This is a genomic window from Bacillus sp. FSL K6-2944 (genome assembly GCF_038005385.1).
GTDB lineage: Bacteria > Bacillota > Bacilli > Bacillales > Bacillaceae_G > Bacillus_A > Bacillus_A cereus.
Window position 1 is genome coordinate 1,837,631 of sequence record NZ_JBBOTE010000001.1, and the last position, 14,426, is coordinate 1,852,056.

The window sequence follows — 14,426 nt, forward strand, 5'->3', positions numbered from 1 at the left end:
CCTCTATTAATATATGTACAAACTACCTAGCACTTCATGCTCTCGTTTATCTCCACCTTTAAACTCTACTGCAAATGGATATTCGCCATTCTTATTCAAATGTTCTAGTACTAGCCCTTCTCCAATCGGTTCACAAAACTGCACATGAATATTTCCAAACACTACACTTTGACTCTCAGCATTCCATTTTTCATTTTTCACAACTGAGCTTGTAGATAGTCCCATTACTTTTTTCCATTTCCTTACTGTTTCTCGAACGTTTTTTACTGCGTAATGAATCGTTTCAATTTGTTGCACTTTGTTTTTATGTTCAGTGATCATCCCACTGTTACGTAAATCGTTTCTTCTTTCTTCGTCCGTTTCATTCCACTGTATAAAGAAAGGTAATTTCGGTCCGTTCTCTTCTTGCTTAACAAATAACATTTTCCATTCTAAAAGCCGGCCATCTTTTCTCATGCGTTTCCCTTCAAATGGCCCTATCGTATGTAAGCCGTACTTATTAAAGTTAACTGCTAGCTCCTCAATTGCATCTGTTCGGATCGCGATTTGTAGCATTCCTTCTCCATTTTGTAGTTTCACCACTGTTTCTTGTACTAATGGATTTTCTGCTTCTTTCGCTTTTTCTTCATGCTGAACTGCTAAAAATTCTATGTATGATAAGTCAAAATAACTTAAACTATTCCAAGTACCCCAAGTAGTATGCTCTCCGCCTAATACAGTATGAAATCCAAGCTCCTGCATTTGTTTTGCCGCTTCCTCCGGTGTATATTGCACTGCGTGAACGAGATGATCAAATGCTAACATATTCTTTCTCCCCTTTCTCTCCATCCTTTTATTGTATATTTTATTTTTCTTTCATTCAATTCAAAAACTTTAAAACCTAGTTGATTTATACGATTAATATGTATTATAATGAAACAAATTTAATTATTGCTGATTGGAAAAACCAAAGGCACTTTTCTCATACGGGAAAAGTGTCTTTTTCATTTATTATTACAGGGGGATTATTTATGCAGAAATTAATTGTCTTTGCTATTATTGGATTTTTCGCTCAACTGATCGATGGAGCACTCGGAATGGCGTATGGGGTAACGTCTACTTCACTATTATTAATGTTTGGTATTGCACCGGCTGTAGCTTCCGCATCGGTTCATTTAGCTGAAGTCGTTACAACTGCAGCTTCTGGCGCATCTCATATCAAATTTGGAAACGTTGATAAATATACAGTTTCCAGGCTTACATTACCTGGGGCAATCGGCGCATTTGTTGGGGCATGTTTTTTAAGTAATTTGCCTGGAGATGTAATCAAACCGTACATTTCCGTATTTTTATTTACTTTAGGGGTTTATATTTTATTACGATTCATCATTCAAAAACAAATTGTCACTTCAAATAAGCGTATGTCTGCAAAACAACTTGTGCCGCTTGGTTTATTCGCTGGATTCGTTGATTCAACTGGTGGCGGTGGTTGGGGGCCGATTACGACACCTGTTCTTCTAGCAAGAGGAAATGAAGCTAGAAAAGTTATTGGATCTGTAGATACGAGTGAATTTCCTGTTTCACTCGCTGCAACAATCGGCTTCTTCATCTCACTTGGCTGGGAACAAGTAAGCTGGGTTTGGGTATTTTCTCTCATGCTCGGTGGTATCGTAGCGGCACCAATCGCGGCATGGCTAGTTCGCATCGTTCCTTCTCATTTACTTGGCGTATTAGTTGGTGGTCTTATTATCTTTACAAACATTCGTACACTGCTTACTACATTTAAAGTGGATCCAACTATTATTTCACTTTCTTACGTTGCAGTTGGTCTTGTCGTTATTATTTCTATTTTCATTGCTGTTCGTAATCATTCCAATCGTCCTAATACGTCAACGGCTGAGTATCCGAATGATCAGAAGCAAATGCTACCATAACTATAAAAAATACCGCTCAATTTAGAGCGGTATTTTTTATTTTTCTATTTTCCAATTAATCATCATTTCTGTAGCATTTACTCTCTTCATATGTAACTTTTCTAAAACACGCATCGAACTATAATTATCTAGAAGTGTCTCTGCAATTATTGTTTCTACCTCACCTGTTTTGAAAGCCCAATCGATTAGTTCTTTTACAGCTTCTGTTGCATAGCCCTGATTCCAATATTTCTCAATGAATCCATAGCCAATTTCTACTGTTTGATTCTCGTTTGGTTTCCCTTTAAACCCAATATCACCTAAAACGCTATCATCTTCTTTTCGAAGAACATACCACGCCCCCCATGGTAATAAAGCCTCATCTTGTTTCACATTCTCTACATGCCCTACAATATGCGGACCGCTATTATATCCTTGCTCGTTAGCGACTTGAATCCTCTCTTCTGTACACGGCACTATATAGAGCCTTTCTGTTTCTAATTTCATTTTGATTTCCCCTTTTTGCTTAAACGTTACTCTAATTATAACAAATAATATGACTTTATTATGAATGTCGAATTATATTTTTCTGAATTTTCTTTTAATTTAGAGGGTTTTTCAATATTTTTTGCGAAACATTTGTATAACAATTTTTTCTTTGCTTATTGCTACATAATAGTAGGTTCGGGTGGAGTTTCGCAAGCGTTTCCTATACAATAACCGATATTTTTTGACTTTTCCTAACAAAATATCTTGCAATATATTCAGAAAGTCATTACAATTTCCATATATTAAAAATCTTAGCAATATATAAATCCTCATCAATCCGATGAGGTAGAGGTTGCGACTTTTAATAGTAAAACGGACGAGACACAGAGAATGTCAGCTGACTCCGTTTGAAAGGAAAAGTTGCCGAAGTTTATATTTCTTCTCTGGAAATATGAGCTGGGGCTGTCTCCGAAAGGAACAGAACTGTCACGTTTACAAAATTACCGTGTAAACGTGGGGTGCTATCTTAACGGAAGGGTATGATGGGGTGGTTATTTGTGAAACGTTCCGCCAAATTCCTTTGGCGGTTTTTTGTATTTTTCTCCCCCGCTCCTTCCTAACCTACAAGAAAAGGAGTGTTGAACATGAATAGCGCAACAAATCAATCTACCTCTAAAACGCAAACTACACAAGGACAAGGTGAATTAAAACGCGGATTAAAATCTCGTCACCTTACGATGATTTCTCTCGGTGGTACAATTGGTACCGGACTATTTCTTGCCAGCGGTGGTGTCATCCATACAGCTGGACCTGGTGGCGCATTAATTGCATACGCCGCAATTGGAATTATGGTTTATTTTTTAATGACAAGCTTAGCTGAACTTGCAGCTTACATGCCTGTTACTGGATCTTTTAGTACGTATGCAACAAAATTTGTTGATCCATCACTTGGCTTTGCACTTGGATGGAACTATTGGTATAACTGGGCAATTACGATTGCTGCTGAACTTGCAGCCGTAACATTAATTATGAAATTTTGGTTCCCAGATACCCCTTCTCTTATTTGGAGCGGATTATGTTTAGCTATTATTTTCCTTTTAAACTATTTATCTGTTAAAGGGTTTGGTGAATCTGAATATTGGTTCGCACTTATTAAAGTAGTTACGATTATTATCTTTTTAATTGTTGGTTTCATGATGATTTTTGGAATTATGGGCGGTGAAACGGTTGGATTTAAAAACTTCACTGTTGCAGATGCACCATTTAACGGCGGTATCATGGCAATTATCGGTGTGTTTATGGCAGCTGGTTTCTCATTCCAAGGTACTGAACTATTAGGAGTAGCTGCTGGTGAAACTTCTGATCCAGAGCGTAATATTCCGAAAGCGATTCGTTCAATCTTTTGGCGTATTCTTTTATTCTATATCCTTGCAATTCTCGTTATCGGTTTATTAATTCCTTATACAACTGAAAGCCTTGCTGCAAGTGATGTTACAGTAAGTCCGTTTACACTTATTTTTGAAAAAGCGGGCGTTGCCTTTGCTGCTTCTGTTATGAACGCTGTTATTTTAACGGCAGTACTATCTGCTGGTAACTCTGGTATGTATGCATCAACTCGTATGCTTTGGGATTTAGCTCGCCAAGGAAAAGCACCAAAGTTTCTTGGTAAATTAGATAGCCGCGGTGTACCTGTTAACGCATTAATCGTAACATCGATTGTCGGTAGTATCGCTTTCATTGCTTCTTTATTCGGTGACGGTGTTGTATACATTTGGTTATTAAATGCATCAGGAATGTCTGGCTTTATCGCATGGGTTGGAATTGCAATTAGTCATTACCGTTTCCGTAAAGCATATATCGCACAAGGAAAAGATTTAAATGACTTACCATATAGAGCAAAATGGTTCCCATTTGGTCCAATCTTCGCATTTACACTTTGTATCATCGTAATTTTAGGACAAAACTACGGCGCATTTATGGGTGAATCAATCGATTGGAATGGCGTACTCGTTTCTTACATCGGTTTACCACTCTTCTTAGTACTATGGTTAGGATATAAATTTACGAAAAAAACAAAAGTGATTCCACTTGATAAATGTGAACTAAAATAAAGTGAAACGAGCAAACAAATTTGTTTGCTCGTTTTTTATTGCAAACCTCTTTGCTTCCCTATTGCTCCTGTTTTTGCCATAATAGAAGAAATATAAATAAAAGGTTGGGATACAATGAACATTCGCATTACTGATGAAGCAAAAGCAGCTATACATAGATTAGAACGTGAAGACAAAAAGATCATTCGCATTAGAGGAACAATGACAAATTCTTGTAGTATTTTCGTTGATGTCGATTTAATTTGGGATACATTTAACGCAGATGATGTTGTATATGAAGATGCGGAGCTTATCGTACAAATGGATTCATTTACAAAAGACTACACTGGTTATACAGTGAAGCTTGATTATAAGACGACAGGTTTTAGTATTACGACTCCGAGTGAGACTTTGGTTTATGGATTGTCGATTAAAAAATAAAAATTGTTTTCATTTGACCACCGAGGTGAAAAAATGGGTAAATATGTTCCGTTAAAATTTTTATTTAATGAAGAATTAGCCGAAAAAATAGCTGATTCTATTTGTAAACATGATCCTTCTTTCTCTAAAAGCATCTTTGTAGATTCGGTGACATGTAAAGTTGAAAATTTAGAGTTAAAGCAGCGTATAGAAGTAATAGCAGATGAATTACATAATGCATTACAAAAAGATTTTAATGAAGCAATACATATATTACTGAAAACATTAGGACCAGAAAATACAACAGAAGTAGGCACATTTACAAATGGATATATGTACATGCCTGTTGCAAAATACGTTGAAAAATATGGGCTTAACGATTTTAAAATCTCGTTTAATGCAATGTATGAAATAACGAAAAGGAATACTGCTGAATATGCCATTCGGCCCTTTCTTGAAACATACCATGAAGATACACTAAACATATTACAACAGTGGATTCATGACGAAAACAGCCACATTAGGAGATTAGTTTCTGAAGGTACAAGACCAAGGCTTCCTTGGGCTAAAAAAATAGGAGCTCTAAAAGGTGATTTTCAGTACAATTTACAACTTCTTGAACCATTAATGAATGACCCTTCTAAATATGTTCAAAAATCTGTAGCCAATCATATTAACGATATTACGAAAGAAGATAAAGAACTCGTTTTTCAGTGGTTACAGCAATTACGTGATAAACAGCATCCTATTAATCCTTGGATTATAAAACATGGGTTAAGAACAGTTATTAAAAATGGTACTTTACCAAAAGATTTTTGTTTTTGAGTATTTTAAACAAAACCGCTTATGCTTCAAAAATGAAGTATAAGCGGTTTTCCTTTTGAATACAGAAATAACAAACATAAAAAGTACTTTAAATTTCTTCTTTATATCATTATTTTACTAACTCTTCTATGTTATTACTTTCCTTAATTTTTTCGGATGATAGCCAGAGTGAATAACTTGTTCCATCCTTGTTCCTTAAATATATGTTAAATTCCTTATTATATAGTTCTTCTTTAAGAATAGTGACTACCTTTCTCAAATCATCTATTACATATGGATCATTTCTATATTTTATCTCACTGTCATTGAAAACTAATGTCAATTCATACTCTAGACAATTGCCGTCTTTCGGGTGTGGACAAGTAATATCCTCAATTTCAAAACGATCATTTTGAATTTCATTTAACCTTACGCCTACTTTTGTTTCAGTTTGAACCAAATATGTCCAATAACCGCTTACTGTGTTTTTCATTGTTAAAAGCAGTTCTTCTTTCGTTATAGCTTTTTGCACATTTTGAAAAGGCAAGCCTATAGATTCACCATTATAATCCTCAATTTCAAGTGTTGTTATCTTTCTATTACTCTTCTGAATGAATTGGATTAGAGCATATAAACGATCTAATTCTTTTGATTCAAATTGACTGTAATCAATCTTGTCACTCGTTTTTAAAGTTAATAATAACGTATCCGTTGGTTTCTCCTCTATATCATCATCCACTATATATTGAAAAACATTTTTATTTTCAGGTTCCACGTAACCTAATTTTTTAATTTCTTCTAGCATTGGTTTAAATTTCTTATATTCCTCATATGTTTTTTTTCCGTATTGATATTCATCACCTTTTATTCTTGAATATAAGAAGCCATCTACCTCTACTCTAAATTGAATATTTTTGTTATTTTTTGCTTGAACAGTATGATATGTATGCCCCATATTCCCTTCGTTTATAGCACCCCAATGTGTTACAATCACATCAATTCCGTGCTTTTTTTTCACATATTTTTTCACCTGATCGTCATCTTTATAATTACACCCACTTAAACATAAGAAACATAACAATAGTAACATTACATTTTTCATTCTTTTCATATAGCACCTTGCCCTCTTTTCGCATAAACAAAATATTCCATATATAAAGAATACTAAATCGCTGAATGTTTTCAAAGAATTAAAATATTTTTACACTCGGTTTATATATCTATTTCTTTTATTAATGGCTCTAATAAATTTTACTATTGATAATCGAATATAATAAAAAGAAACCTAAATTTAAGGTTTCCCATTTTTACCAATAATTCAGATTTTAATAGATATTTTTTAGCCAAGTAATAATTCGTAGTACCTGAACCGGCTCAAACCAAGTAATGAAAAACAGGACAACAAAGAAAAAGATAAGTGATATGAATTTTACTCTTCCATCTTCACGTCTAGCAATTGCTATAAAACTTAGAACCATTCCAATTTAAAAAGAAATATACCCTAATAGGATAATAGGCTCAGAATAGCTATCTATTATCCTATTTAATCCAAATAATAATAGTCCAAAAGTCATCAAGATTATTGAAAATACACTAAATTTTTTCATAATTCAACCTCCAATATAATTTTACTATTTTATGGAGAGAATAATTTTTTATGCGTATGAATGAACAATTACACTATAAAAATAGATAACTCAATTTATTTTTTCATTAAACAACTGCCTTCTTTTATTCCTTCAAAGGATTTCCACTCAATTATCCCGAATATATAAATAACCATTCTCACAAGGAGCGAATTTATATGAATCTATTCGAACACGAAACGTAAAACCGCTTCTCTTTCATAAGAGGTCCTCCCGTTCTCCTTTCTCATCATATCATTCATTGAAAAATAGGAGGACATAATTATGAAACGTGATCCATTATTTTTAACTTTATTAGAAAGTGCAAATACACATTTTAGCGGTTGGGATTTTTCTTTCATTTCAAAAACGGGTCGAATGAAGAGCGAGCCTTTATCGTGGTCGTACGGCAGTACTGCTTTCCAACTTATGCAACGCGCTAAATCAATGCTAGATATGGGGACTGGCGGCGGAGAGTTTTTATCTATGTTACAACCGTTCCCGTCAACTATTTATGCTACTGAGGGCTACGCTCCAAACGTGCCAATTGCTCGAAAGAAATTAGAGCCTTTAGGGGTTACTGTTGTAGAGGTGAACGATGATACTGCATTGCCATTTCAAGATGGTCAGTTTAATCTAATCCTAAACCAACATGAATCATATGCTGCTTCTGAAGTAAAAAGAATCCTTTCTCAAAATGGGATTTTCCTTACACAACAAATTGGTGGTCTCGATTGTGTGGAACTTAATGAGCAATTTAACGCACCGCTAAATAACGAATTTGCAAGTTGGTCACTTGAAGCAGCATGTAGTGAGTTAGAGGAAAATGGATTTACTATCTTAGATGCAAAAGAAGAATTCCCTTTCCAACGCTTTTATGATATTGGCGCTATTGTCTATTATTTAAAAGCGATTCCGTGGCAAATTCCTGATTTTACTGTCGAAAGGTATTATAAGGAACTATATCGTATACATGAAATCATCTTGCAAAAAGGATATTTTGATGTGAAGCAACATCGATTTATCATTAAGGCGATTCGTGACTAACGGAAAAGAGGTGGCAAAGCCACCTCCTTTTTTGTTCCGTTTACGTATGTTCTCTACTCTTTCACCATAAGAAAAGTTATATCATACATATTACAATTCTGACCAATAAATTGTATTTCTGAAACATATAATCACTTCGTATATATAATGAGAACAAAAACGTGATTTTTCACTATCCTCTTCTATTGAGAAATGAGTTGTTTTTCATATCGCTTGTTCGCATCATCTTCTGTCAAACATGCAGTTGTGTAATGAATAATATTCCGGTTATCATACGTAAACATATGTTCTAACTTACTTTCTTCTGTTAATACTGTCGGTAAGTATTTTGGTAAATTGCTAACTACACCTCTATTATCACCATCTAATATCCAATCAATTTCTTTCCATTCTAATAATCCTTCAGCCGTACGTAATGGTGTATTCATTTGCATTCCATCTGGAAAATCAGCAACGAACACATACATTCCTTCACTAGCCTGGGGCTCATCTTTACCTTTAAAAACAACAGTCCCTTTATACGTTACACTTGAAAGTTCTATACCCGTTTCCTCAAACGTTTCTCTAATTATTCCTTCGTATGGCGTTTCATTCTCTTCTATTTTTCCTCCAACACCATTCCACATCCCCATATTCGGCTTTTTATTTCTATTTAATAGCAGTATTTTATCGCTTTTTCTAATAAAACAAATTGTGTATTTGTACATACGATCATTTCCTTTCATTTTCCACATGAGTTATTTGGCTTATTTTCAAGTAAAAACACTCGCCTTACAATTCCTTACTACATAATATATAGTACAACTTTCATGCGTAAACACTTTACGTCAAACGAGAGAATCCTTTTTAGAAAGGAGAATTTAAAATCGATAATATAAGCAATGAATTTCTAAACCAATATTACAACAGCCTCGTGTGGTTAAACGATACACACTGGTTCGGGGTTCCAATCTGTAAACTTCCCTCTGATCTCTTTTTGTATCAAGAAATTATTTATGAATTAAAGCCCGATTTAATTATTGAATGCGGGACTTTTCACGGTGGTAGTGCACTGTATTTAGCTTCTATGTTAGATTTAATTGGAAAAGGTCACGTACTTACTATCGATATAACTCCGCAGCCAAATCGGCCATCACATAATCGGATTACGTATTTAACAGCATCTTCTGTTTCTGTGCAGGCCATCCAAACAATTGTAAGCATGCGCAAACCTGATGATGTGGTTTTAGTTATTTTAGATTCTGATCATAGTAAAGAACATGTCTCCAAAGAACTATTACTATATAAATCTATCGTCACTACTGGCAGTTATATGATTGTAGAAGATACCTCCATTAATGGAAATCCGCTTCTTCCCGATTGGGGTCCTGGCCCGATGGAAGCTGTGGATGAGTTTTTAACTAAAAATAATAACTTCATAATCGACGAGTCTAAACATAAATTTTTCATATCATTTAATCCAAAAGGTTTTTTAAAGAAAATAAAGTGAAACTTTAATAAGTGGGGTTTTGCTCATCCCCCACTTATTCTATCATTTTCATTTTTGAAAAAGGATAATATACAAATTCCACCTTGCCTATTATGTTATCTTCTTCAATATATCCTAAGCCATTTCGACTATCTCTACTTACTTCGCGGTTATCTCCCATTACAAATAACTTATTTGGCGGAATTTTTGTCTTTTGAAAATTATAAAATACTTGTGTGTTGTTAAATAAATCTTTGTTTGTATATGGTTCTTCTTGCTTTTTATCGTTCACATATACCTTTCCGTTCGTTATGTTAATTACATCACCAGGAAGCCCTATTACACGTTTCACATAATATTTCGATTCATCCTCTTCTTTTATAATGACAATTTCTCCGTGTTGTAAATTAGAAAGACGTACTACCGCTTTATTTACAAATACGTAGTCTTCTTCATATAAAGTCGGCTGCATCGATTCCCCTTCCACCTTACATAAAGTAAAAGAATGGTAGCCTATGACTATCACCAATATAAATAGTATGTACTTTCCCCAGCCTCTCTTAATCTCCTTTTTCATATCCATTCCCACCTTATAAAGCGCTTTTTAACTCAAAAAATATATCACTGCACAATATGTTTCCATGCAGTGATACTATTTTTACTGTGCCTTGTTCGGTTGTTCTACTGGAATTGAATTTGCATTTGATCTATTTGTTTTTAATTCAAAATACGCATCCAAAATCTCTTTACCAATCGCAGAATTAATTCCTGATTTATCATCATTCACCCATGGTACAACAACTGAAAAAGCTACTTCCGGATCCGCATCATATGGTGCATAACCGGCAAGAGTTAAATTATAACATTTTTTTCGGTTGTTGTTCTCATCTCTTCCAATATCACTTTCTCCACCATATACTGTCTCAGCTGTTCCTGTTTTTCCCGCTGGTTTATATGGTAGACCTTTAAACGTTCCGGTACCTGTTCCGTCAGCTTCTTGAAAAACTCTTCTAAATCCTTCTTTTACATGATTAATGTACGAAGTGTCCATATCCACTCTATTTAATACAACTGGTTCAATCGACCGAACGACTTTTCCTACATCCTCTGGTCTATTCGGTTGCTCTCTAACTTCTTGTACAATTTGTGGTTTCATTCGGTAACCGCCATTTGCAATGGTTGAAATATATTGTGCAAGCTGAAGCGGCGTATATGTATCATACTGTCCAATCGCGTAATCAAGTAAAAATCCGGGTATGTTATCAGTTCTACCTATTTGACCGATCGATTCATTTGGCAGGTCAATACCAGTCGACACACCTAGGCCAAATTGTCTAAAATAGTAGCGCATTTTATTAAATGTTTCTTGTTTAATATCTAATGGATTGTTTGGAACATAATTAATGCCTGCCATTTTTAAAGCTGTATTAAACATATAAACGTTCGATGACACTTGCAAAGCTCTTAAATCATCAATATCCCCAAATTCTTTCCACGATTTCTTCGGCTTAGAACTTCCTTTAAAATACATTGGCGCATCAAAGAAGTGTGTATACGGCTTAATCGCTTCTGTTTGATATCCAGTTAATAAAGTAGCCCCTTTTACAGTTGACCCTAACTCATAAGAACTTGTCATCGTTCCTAATGCATAATCTTCTATTTGCATACCGCCATCTTTATTTACAATTTTCTTTCCTGCCATTGATAAAATTTGACCGTTTTTCGGATTCATCATTACTACGAACGCACGATCCATCATCGGCTCTGCAGCATGAAAGGCTCGTAAATTCTTTTCAAGGCTGCCCTCTACTCTTTTCTGTAAATCCATATCGACTGTTAACATCAAGTTATTTCCACTTTTTCCTTCAGTCACTTTTTCTGTTCGAACAATCTTCCCTGCTTTATCCATAATATTTTTAGACTGTTCCTTCGTTCCATGTAGTGCATCTTCATATTGTTTTTCAATGTAACTTTTACCAATACGATCGTTTCGATTATAATCACGAACTAAATAATAATCTAATTGTTCTCTTGGCAATCCTTCATTTTCATTAGAAACGCTACCTAGTATAGAGCGCAGTATTTTATCATTTGGGTATTCACGTTCCCAATCTACTGTCGTATCTACCCCTGGTAAGCTTGCCAACCTTTCACTAACGACAGCATATTCATTTTGACTTACATCTTTTTTAACGATTTGCGGCGTCATTTTATATCCCGCATTCATTTTGCTTTTAATTACTAATACTTCTATATCTTCCTTTGAAAGCTCATTTAGTTCTTCTTGTGTAATTCTTTCCCGGCGCAGTTCTTCTACTTTTTTATCTAACTCTTTTCCTTCTATTTCTTGCTTTCTAAATTTACTCTCATCTTCTTTTGTTACTTTCGCCGCTGCCCGCTTTTCATTTAACTGCATCCAAAAATCTTTCTTATCTGTCTCTGTTAACTTATCCATGTCCTCTTGCGACATTTCAATTAGTTTGGCTAAATCTCTTGCTACTTGTAAAACTTCTTTCGAGTCTACTCCTCTCATTTTCGTATATGTAACGGTTCGCAATGGTTTATTATTTACAATAACGTGACCTTGCCGATCAAACATTTTCCCTCTAGGAACGGGAGTGCTTACCGTTACATCTTCCTTTTTATTTACTTCATTTCTATACGTTTCTCCATCAATGATTTGTACTTTACCTAATTGAATTATAATAGCTGAAAATAAAAGAAAGACAATAAAAAATAGTACATTTAACCGAAATGGAATATGAGTCTTTTTCTTTTTCGATTGTTTTTTCTGCTCCTTTTTCTGTCTCATTTCGCTCCCTCGCTTCATTCTATTAACATTTCTACGCAAAATCATTATGTATCAAATTTATTTATATGATATATATAGAATTTTATATTAATTATAAAAGAAATAAAAGATTTAATTTTCAGTTTTTTGTTTTTATACCCTATTTATTACCATTCCCTTAATGCACAATAACATGAATATTATTCTAAAAGAAAAATGGGCAAATTGATTTTTATAAATTATAGAGATGTTGTTACTACATTATCAAAATGTTTTCATATGGCTTAAAACAGTGATTACTCAAATAAAAAACTGAGGCAGATACCTCAGTTTTTTCGATAACTTATTTCATTGAAGATAACCCTTCAACAAACTCACCAATCTTATTTTGAAAAACAAAATCAAAGTTATATTCCTGTCCTGTTAACTCTTCATTTACTAAAATAGTTGTTGCTCCTACTTCCCTCTTTGCAATTTGCGGGAATGAAGCGACAGGCTGTACTTTTAGTGATGTTCCCATAACGATAAGCACATCTGTTTCATATAAACGTTTGATAGCATTTTGATATTGCGGCAATGTATCTCCGTATAAAACAACGTCTGGATTTAAAATGAAATTACACTTCTCACAACGCGGTACTTCATGATCAATCATATACTGTAAATCATAGCCTGATTTACATTTTGGACAATGTGCTGTTTGAAGTGTTCCATGTAAATCGATGACATGCTTACTGCCACCTAATTGATGTAAACCGTCAATATTTTGCGTTAAAATCGTAATATCTTTCCCTTGTTCTTCTAGCGCAGCTAAAAAGCGATGTCCACGATTTGGTTTATATTGATGGAACGTATTAATTTGAAAGATTTCTTTATAATGCTTCCAAAACTCTTTCGGACTTCGATTATAATACCCTCTTGATAAATACATCTCCACATTCGCATCAGCATACAACCCATTTGCTGAACGAAAATCTGGAATACCACTTTCCGTACTTGCACCAGCGCCTGTTAATACTGTAATTTTCTTCGCTTTTTCTAAAATTGAACGTACTTCTTCAAATTGTTGCACAAAAATCACCTCTATGTATTTTCCTATTCTTATTATACCAGTTGTTTACAGGAGGTGTTGTACAATTCATTTTACTTAATGCGTTGCGCCCCCAACCTCTACAATATCTACCTTAACTGTCGTCGTTACTTCGATTGCCAATTCTATCCCCTTACGAATAGTAGAAAGTGACATACTCGGTTGCCCTGGATAATTACTCGCTTGTTCTGGTAAAAACGGAATATGAATGAATCCGCCTTTTATTTTCTTATCATGTTTCTCTAGTTCATGCATAAGTCCATAGAATAAGTGATTACAAACGAATGTGCCTGCCGTCTGTGAAACAGATGACGGTATACCCTCTTCGCGAAGTTTTTTTACGATTGCTTTCATCGGGAGTGTAGACCAATACGCAATCGCTCCTTCTTCTACAACCGGTACATCTACCGGCTGATTCCCTTCATTGTCAGCGATTCTTGCATCATCAATATTAATTGCGATACGTTCTATCGTAATATCTGGTCTGCCCCCAGCTTGTCCAATGCATATAATAATTTCCGGCGCTAGTTCTTCTATATACTCTTTTAATACGCTTATTGATTTATGAAATACAGTTGGTACTTGTTTGCTTATTATCTTGTATTCTCCAATTGTTTTTTCATGCAAACCTTTTGCTACTTCCCAAGCTGGATTGATATTTTCTCCGCCGAACGGATCAAACCCTGTTAATAATACTGTTTTCATAGTTT

At 34.5% G+C, this 14,426-nt stretch carries 14 protein-coding genes, 1 pseudogene and 1 riboswitch; of the genes and pseudogenes, 6 read left to right on the forward strand and 9 right to left on the reverse strand.

Annotated features, from left to right (window positions below; genetic code table 11):
• Window positions 1-6: 6 nt before the first annotated feature.
• Window positions 7-804 carry a VOC family protein gene (locus tag MHH55_RS09360; RefSeq protein ID WP_000879130.1) on the reverse strand — a complete coding sequence of 266 codons (798 nt, stop codon included), beginning with the start codon at window positions 802-804 and terminating at the stop codon, window positions 7-9.
• A 98-nt stretch (window positions 805-902) separates the two neighbouring features.
• On the opposite strand from MHH55_RS09360, the gene MHH55_RS09365 reads away from it, so the two are divergent.
• Window positions 903-1,913, forward strand: a complete 1,011-nt coding sequence (locus MHH55_RS09365; RefSeq protein ID WP_002024365.1) for a sulfite exporter TauE/SafE family protein — start codon at window positions 903-905, stop codon at window positions 1,911-1,913.
• A gap of 36 nt (window positions 1,914-1,949) precedes the next feature.
• On the opposite strand, the gene MHH55_RS09370 is transcribed toward MHH55_RS09365, so the two are convergent.
• Window positions 1,950-2,399, reverse strand: a complete 450-nt coding sequence (locus tag MHH55_RS09370; protein ID WP_000764601.1) for a GNAT family N-acetyltransferase — start codon at window positions 2,397-2,399, stop codon at window positions 1,950-1,952.
• Between the two features lie 320 nt (window positions 2,400-2,719).
• Window positions 2,720-2,913, forward strand: a riboswitch (Lysine riboswitch).
• 112 nt (window positions 2,914-3,025) lie between these two features.
• Here MHH55_RS09370 and MHH55_RS09375 point away from each other — a divergent pair.
• The 3 genes from MHH55_RS09375 (at window position 3,026) to MHH55_RS09385 (ending at window position 5,716) form a co-directional block, all read left to right on the forward strand.
• Entirely contained in the window at window positions 3,026-4,492 is a 1,467-nt protein-coding gene (locus MHH55_RS09375; RefSeq protein WP_001083397.1) for an amino acid permease, read from the forward strand.
• A gap of 114 nt (window positions 4,493-4,606) precedes the next feature.
• Window positions 4,607-4,912 (forward strand): iron-sulfur cluster biosynthesis family protein, encoded by a 306-nt coding sequence (locus MHH55_RS09380; protein ID WP_078187478.1) that lies wholly within the window; start codon window positions 4,607-4,609, stop codon window positions 4,910-4,912.
• Window positions 4,913-4,945: 33 nt separating this feature from the next.
• Entirely contained in the window at window positions 4,946-5,716 is a 771-nt protein-coding gene (locus MHH55_RS09385) for a DNA alkylation repair protein (RefSeq protein WP_078187477.1), read from the forward strand.
• A gap of 109 nt (window positions 5,717-5,825) precedes the next feature.
• On the opposite strand, the gene MHH55_RS09390 is transcribed toward MHH55_RS09385, so the two are convergent.
• Both MHH55_RS09390 and MHH55_RS09395 read right to left on the reverse strand, forming a co-directional pair.
• Window positions 5,826-6,806: a hypothetical protein gene (locus MHH55_RS09390; protein WP_000827149.1), complete on the reverse strand. Its 981-nt coding sequence runs from the start codon at window positions 6,804-6,806 to the stop codon at window positions 5,826-5,828.
• Window positions 6,807-7,020: 214 nt separating this feature from the next.
• Window positions 7,021-7,302, reverse strand: a pseudogene (locus tag MHH55_RS09395) (hypothetical protein).
• Between the two features lie 303 nt (window positions 7,303-7,605).
• On the opposite strand from MHH55_RS09395, the gene MHH55_RS09400 reads away from it, so the two are divergent.
• Window positions 7,606-8,367 (forward strand): class I SAM-dependent methyltransferase, encoded by a 762-nt coding sequence (locus tag MHH55_RS09400; RefSeq protein ID WP_078187864.1) that lies wholly within the window; start codon window positions 7,606-7,608, stop codon window positions 8,365-8,367.
• Window positions 8,368-8,549: 182 nt separating this feature from the next.
• On the opposite strand, the gene MHH55_RS09405 is transcribed toward MHH55_RS09400, so the two are convergent.
• Window positions 8,550-9,074, reverse strand: coding sequence for an NUDIX hydrolase (locus tag MHH55_RS09405; protein WP_078187866.1), 525 nt, complete (start codon window positions 9,072-9,074; stop codon window positions 8,550-8,552).
• A gap of 158 nt (window positions 9,075-9,232) precedes the next feature.
• Here MHH55_RS09405 and MHH55_RS09410 point away from each other — a divergent pair, with 158 nt between their 5' ends.
• The gene (locus MHH55_RS09410) at window positions 9,233-9,856 is read left to right on the forward strand and encodes a cephalosporin hydroxylase family protein (protein ID WP_265736937.1); all 624 of its coding nucleotides are present in this window, start codon (window positions 9,233-9,235) and stop codon (window positions 9,854-9,856) included.
• 34 nt (window positions 9,857-9,890) lie between these two features.
• On the opposite strand, the gene lepB is transcribed toward MHH55_RS09410, so the two are convergent.
• The 4 genes from lepB to pcp form a co-directional block, all read right to left on the reverse strand.
• A complete protein-coding gene (gene lepB / locus MHH55_RS09415) occupies window positions 9,891-10,412 on the reverse strand; it encodes a signal peptidase I (protein WP_002094069.1) in 522 nt (173 codons plus the stop codon).
• Window positions 10,413-10,493: 81 nt separating this feature from the next.
• Window positions 10,494-12,647 carry a peptidoglycan D,D-transpeptidase FtsI family protein gene (locus MHH55_RS09420; protein WP_001249190.1) on the reverse strand — a complete coding sequence of 718 codons (2,154 nt, stop codon included), beginning with the start codon at window positions 12,645-12,647 and terminating at the stop codon, window positions 10,494-10,496.
• Between the two features lie 322 nt (window positions 12,648-12,969).
• Window positions 12,970-13,698 (reverse strand): NAD-dependent protein deacylase, encoded by a 729-nt coding sequence (locus MHH55_RS09425; protein ID WP_001183793.1) that lies wholly within the window; start codon window positions 13,696-13,698, stop codon window positions 12,970-12,972.
• Window positions 13,699-13,773: 75 nt separating this feature from the next.
• Window positions 13,774-14,421 (reverse strand): pyroglutamyl-peptidase I, encoded by a 648-nt coding sequence (gene pcp / locus MHH55_RS09430; RefSeq protein ID WP_000859708.1) that lies wholly within the window; start codon window positions 14,419-14,421, stop codon window positions 13,774-13,776.
• Between the last annotated feature and the right edge of the window lie 5 nt (window positions 14,422-14,426).

Excerpts from the sequence above, each read along its gene's own strand:
- MHH55_RS09420 (WP_001249190.1), bottom strand. The coding sequence starts at position 12,647 with ATGAGACAGAAAAAGGAGCAGAAAAAACAATCGAAAAAGAAAAAGACT.
- MHH55_RS09385 (WP_078187477.1), top strand. The coding sequence starts at position 4,946 with ATGGGTAAATATGTTCCGTTAAAATTTTTATTTAATGAAGAATTAGCC.
- lepB (WP_002094069.1), bottom strand. The coding sequence starts at position 10,412 with ATGAAAAAGGAGATTAAGAGAGGCTGGGGAAAGTACATACTATTTATA.
- MHH55_RS09370 (WP_000764601.1), bottom strand. The coding sequence starts at position 2,399 with ATGAAATTAGAAACAGAAAGGCTCTATATAGTGCCGTGTACAGAAGAG.
- pcp (WP_000859708.1), bottom strand. The coding sequence starts at position 14,421 with ATGAAAACAGTATTATTAACAGGGTTTGATCCGTTCGGCGGAGAAAAT.
- MHH55_RS09365 (WP_002024365.1), top strand. The coding sequence starts at position 903 with ATGTATTATAATGAAACAAATTTAATTATTGCTGATTGGAAAAACCAA.
- MHH55_RS09400 (WP_078187864.1), top strand. The coding sequence starts at position 7,606 with ATGAAACGTGATCCATTATTTTTAACTTTATTAGAAAGTGCAAATACA.
- MHH55_RS09380 (WP_078187478.1), top strand. The coding sequence starts at position 4,607 with ATGAACATTCGCATTACTGATGAAGCAAAAGCAGCTATACATAGATTA.
- MHH55_RS09405 (WP_078187866.1), bottom strand. The coding sequence starts at position 9,074 with ATGTACAAATACACAATTTGTTTTATTAGAAAAAGCGATAAAATACTG.
- MHH55_RS09390 (WP_000827149.1), bottom strand. The coding sequence starts at position 6,806 with ATGAAAAGAATGAAAAATGTAATGTTACTATTGTTATGTTTCTTATGT.
- MHH55_RS09375 (WP_001083397.1), top strand. The coding sequence starts at position 3,026 with ATGAATAGCGCAACAAATCAATCTACCTCTAAAACGCAAACTACACAA.
- MHH55_RS09360 (WP_000879130.1), bottom strand. The coding sequence starts at position 804 with ATGTTAGCATTTGATCATCTCGTTCACGCAGTGCAATATACACCGGAG.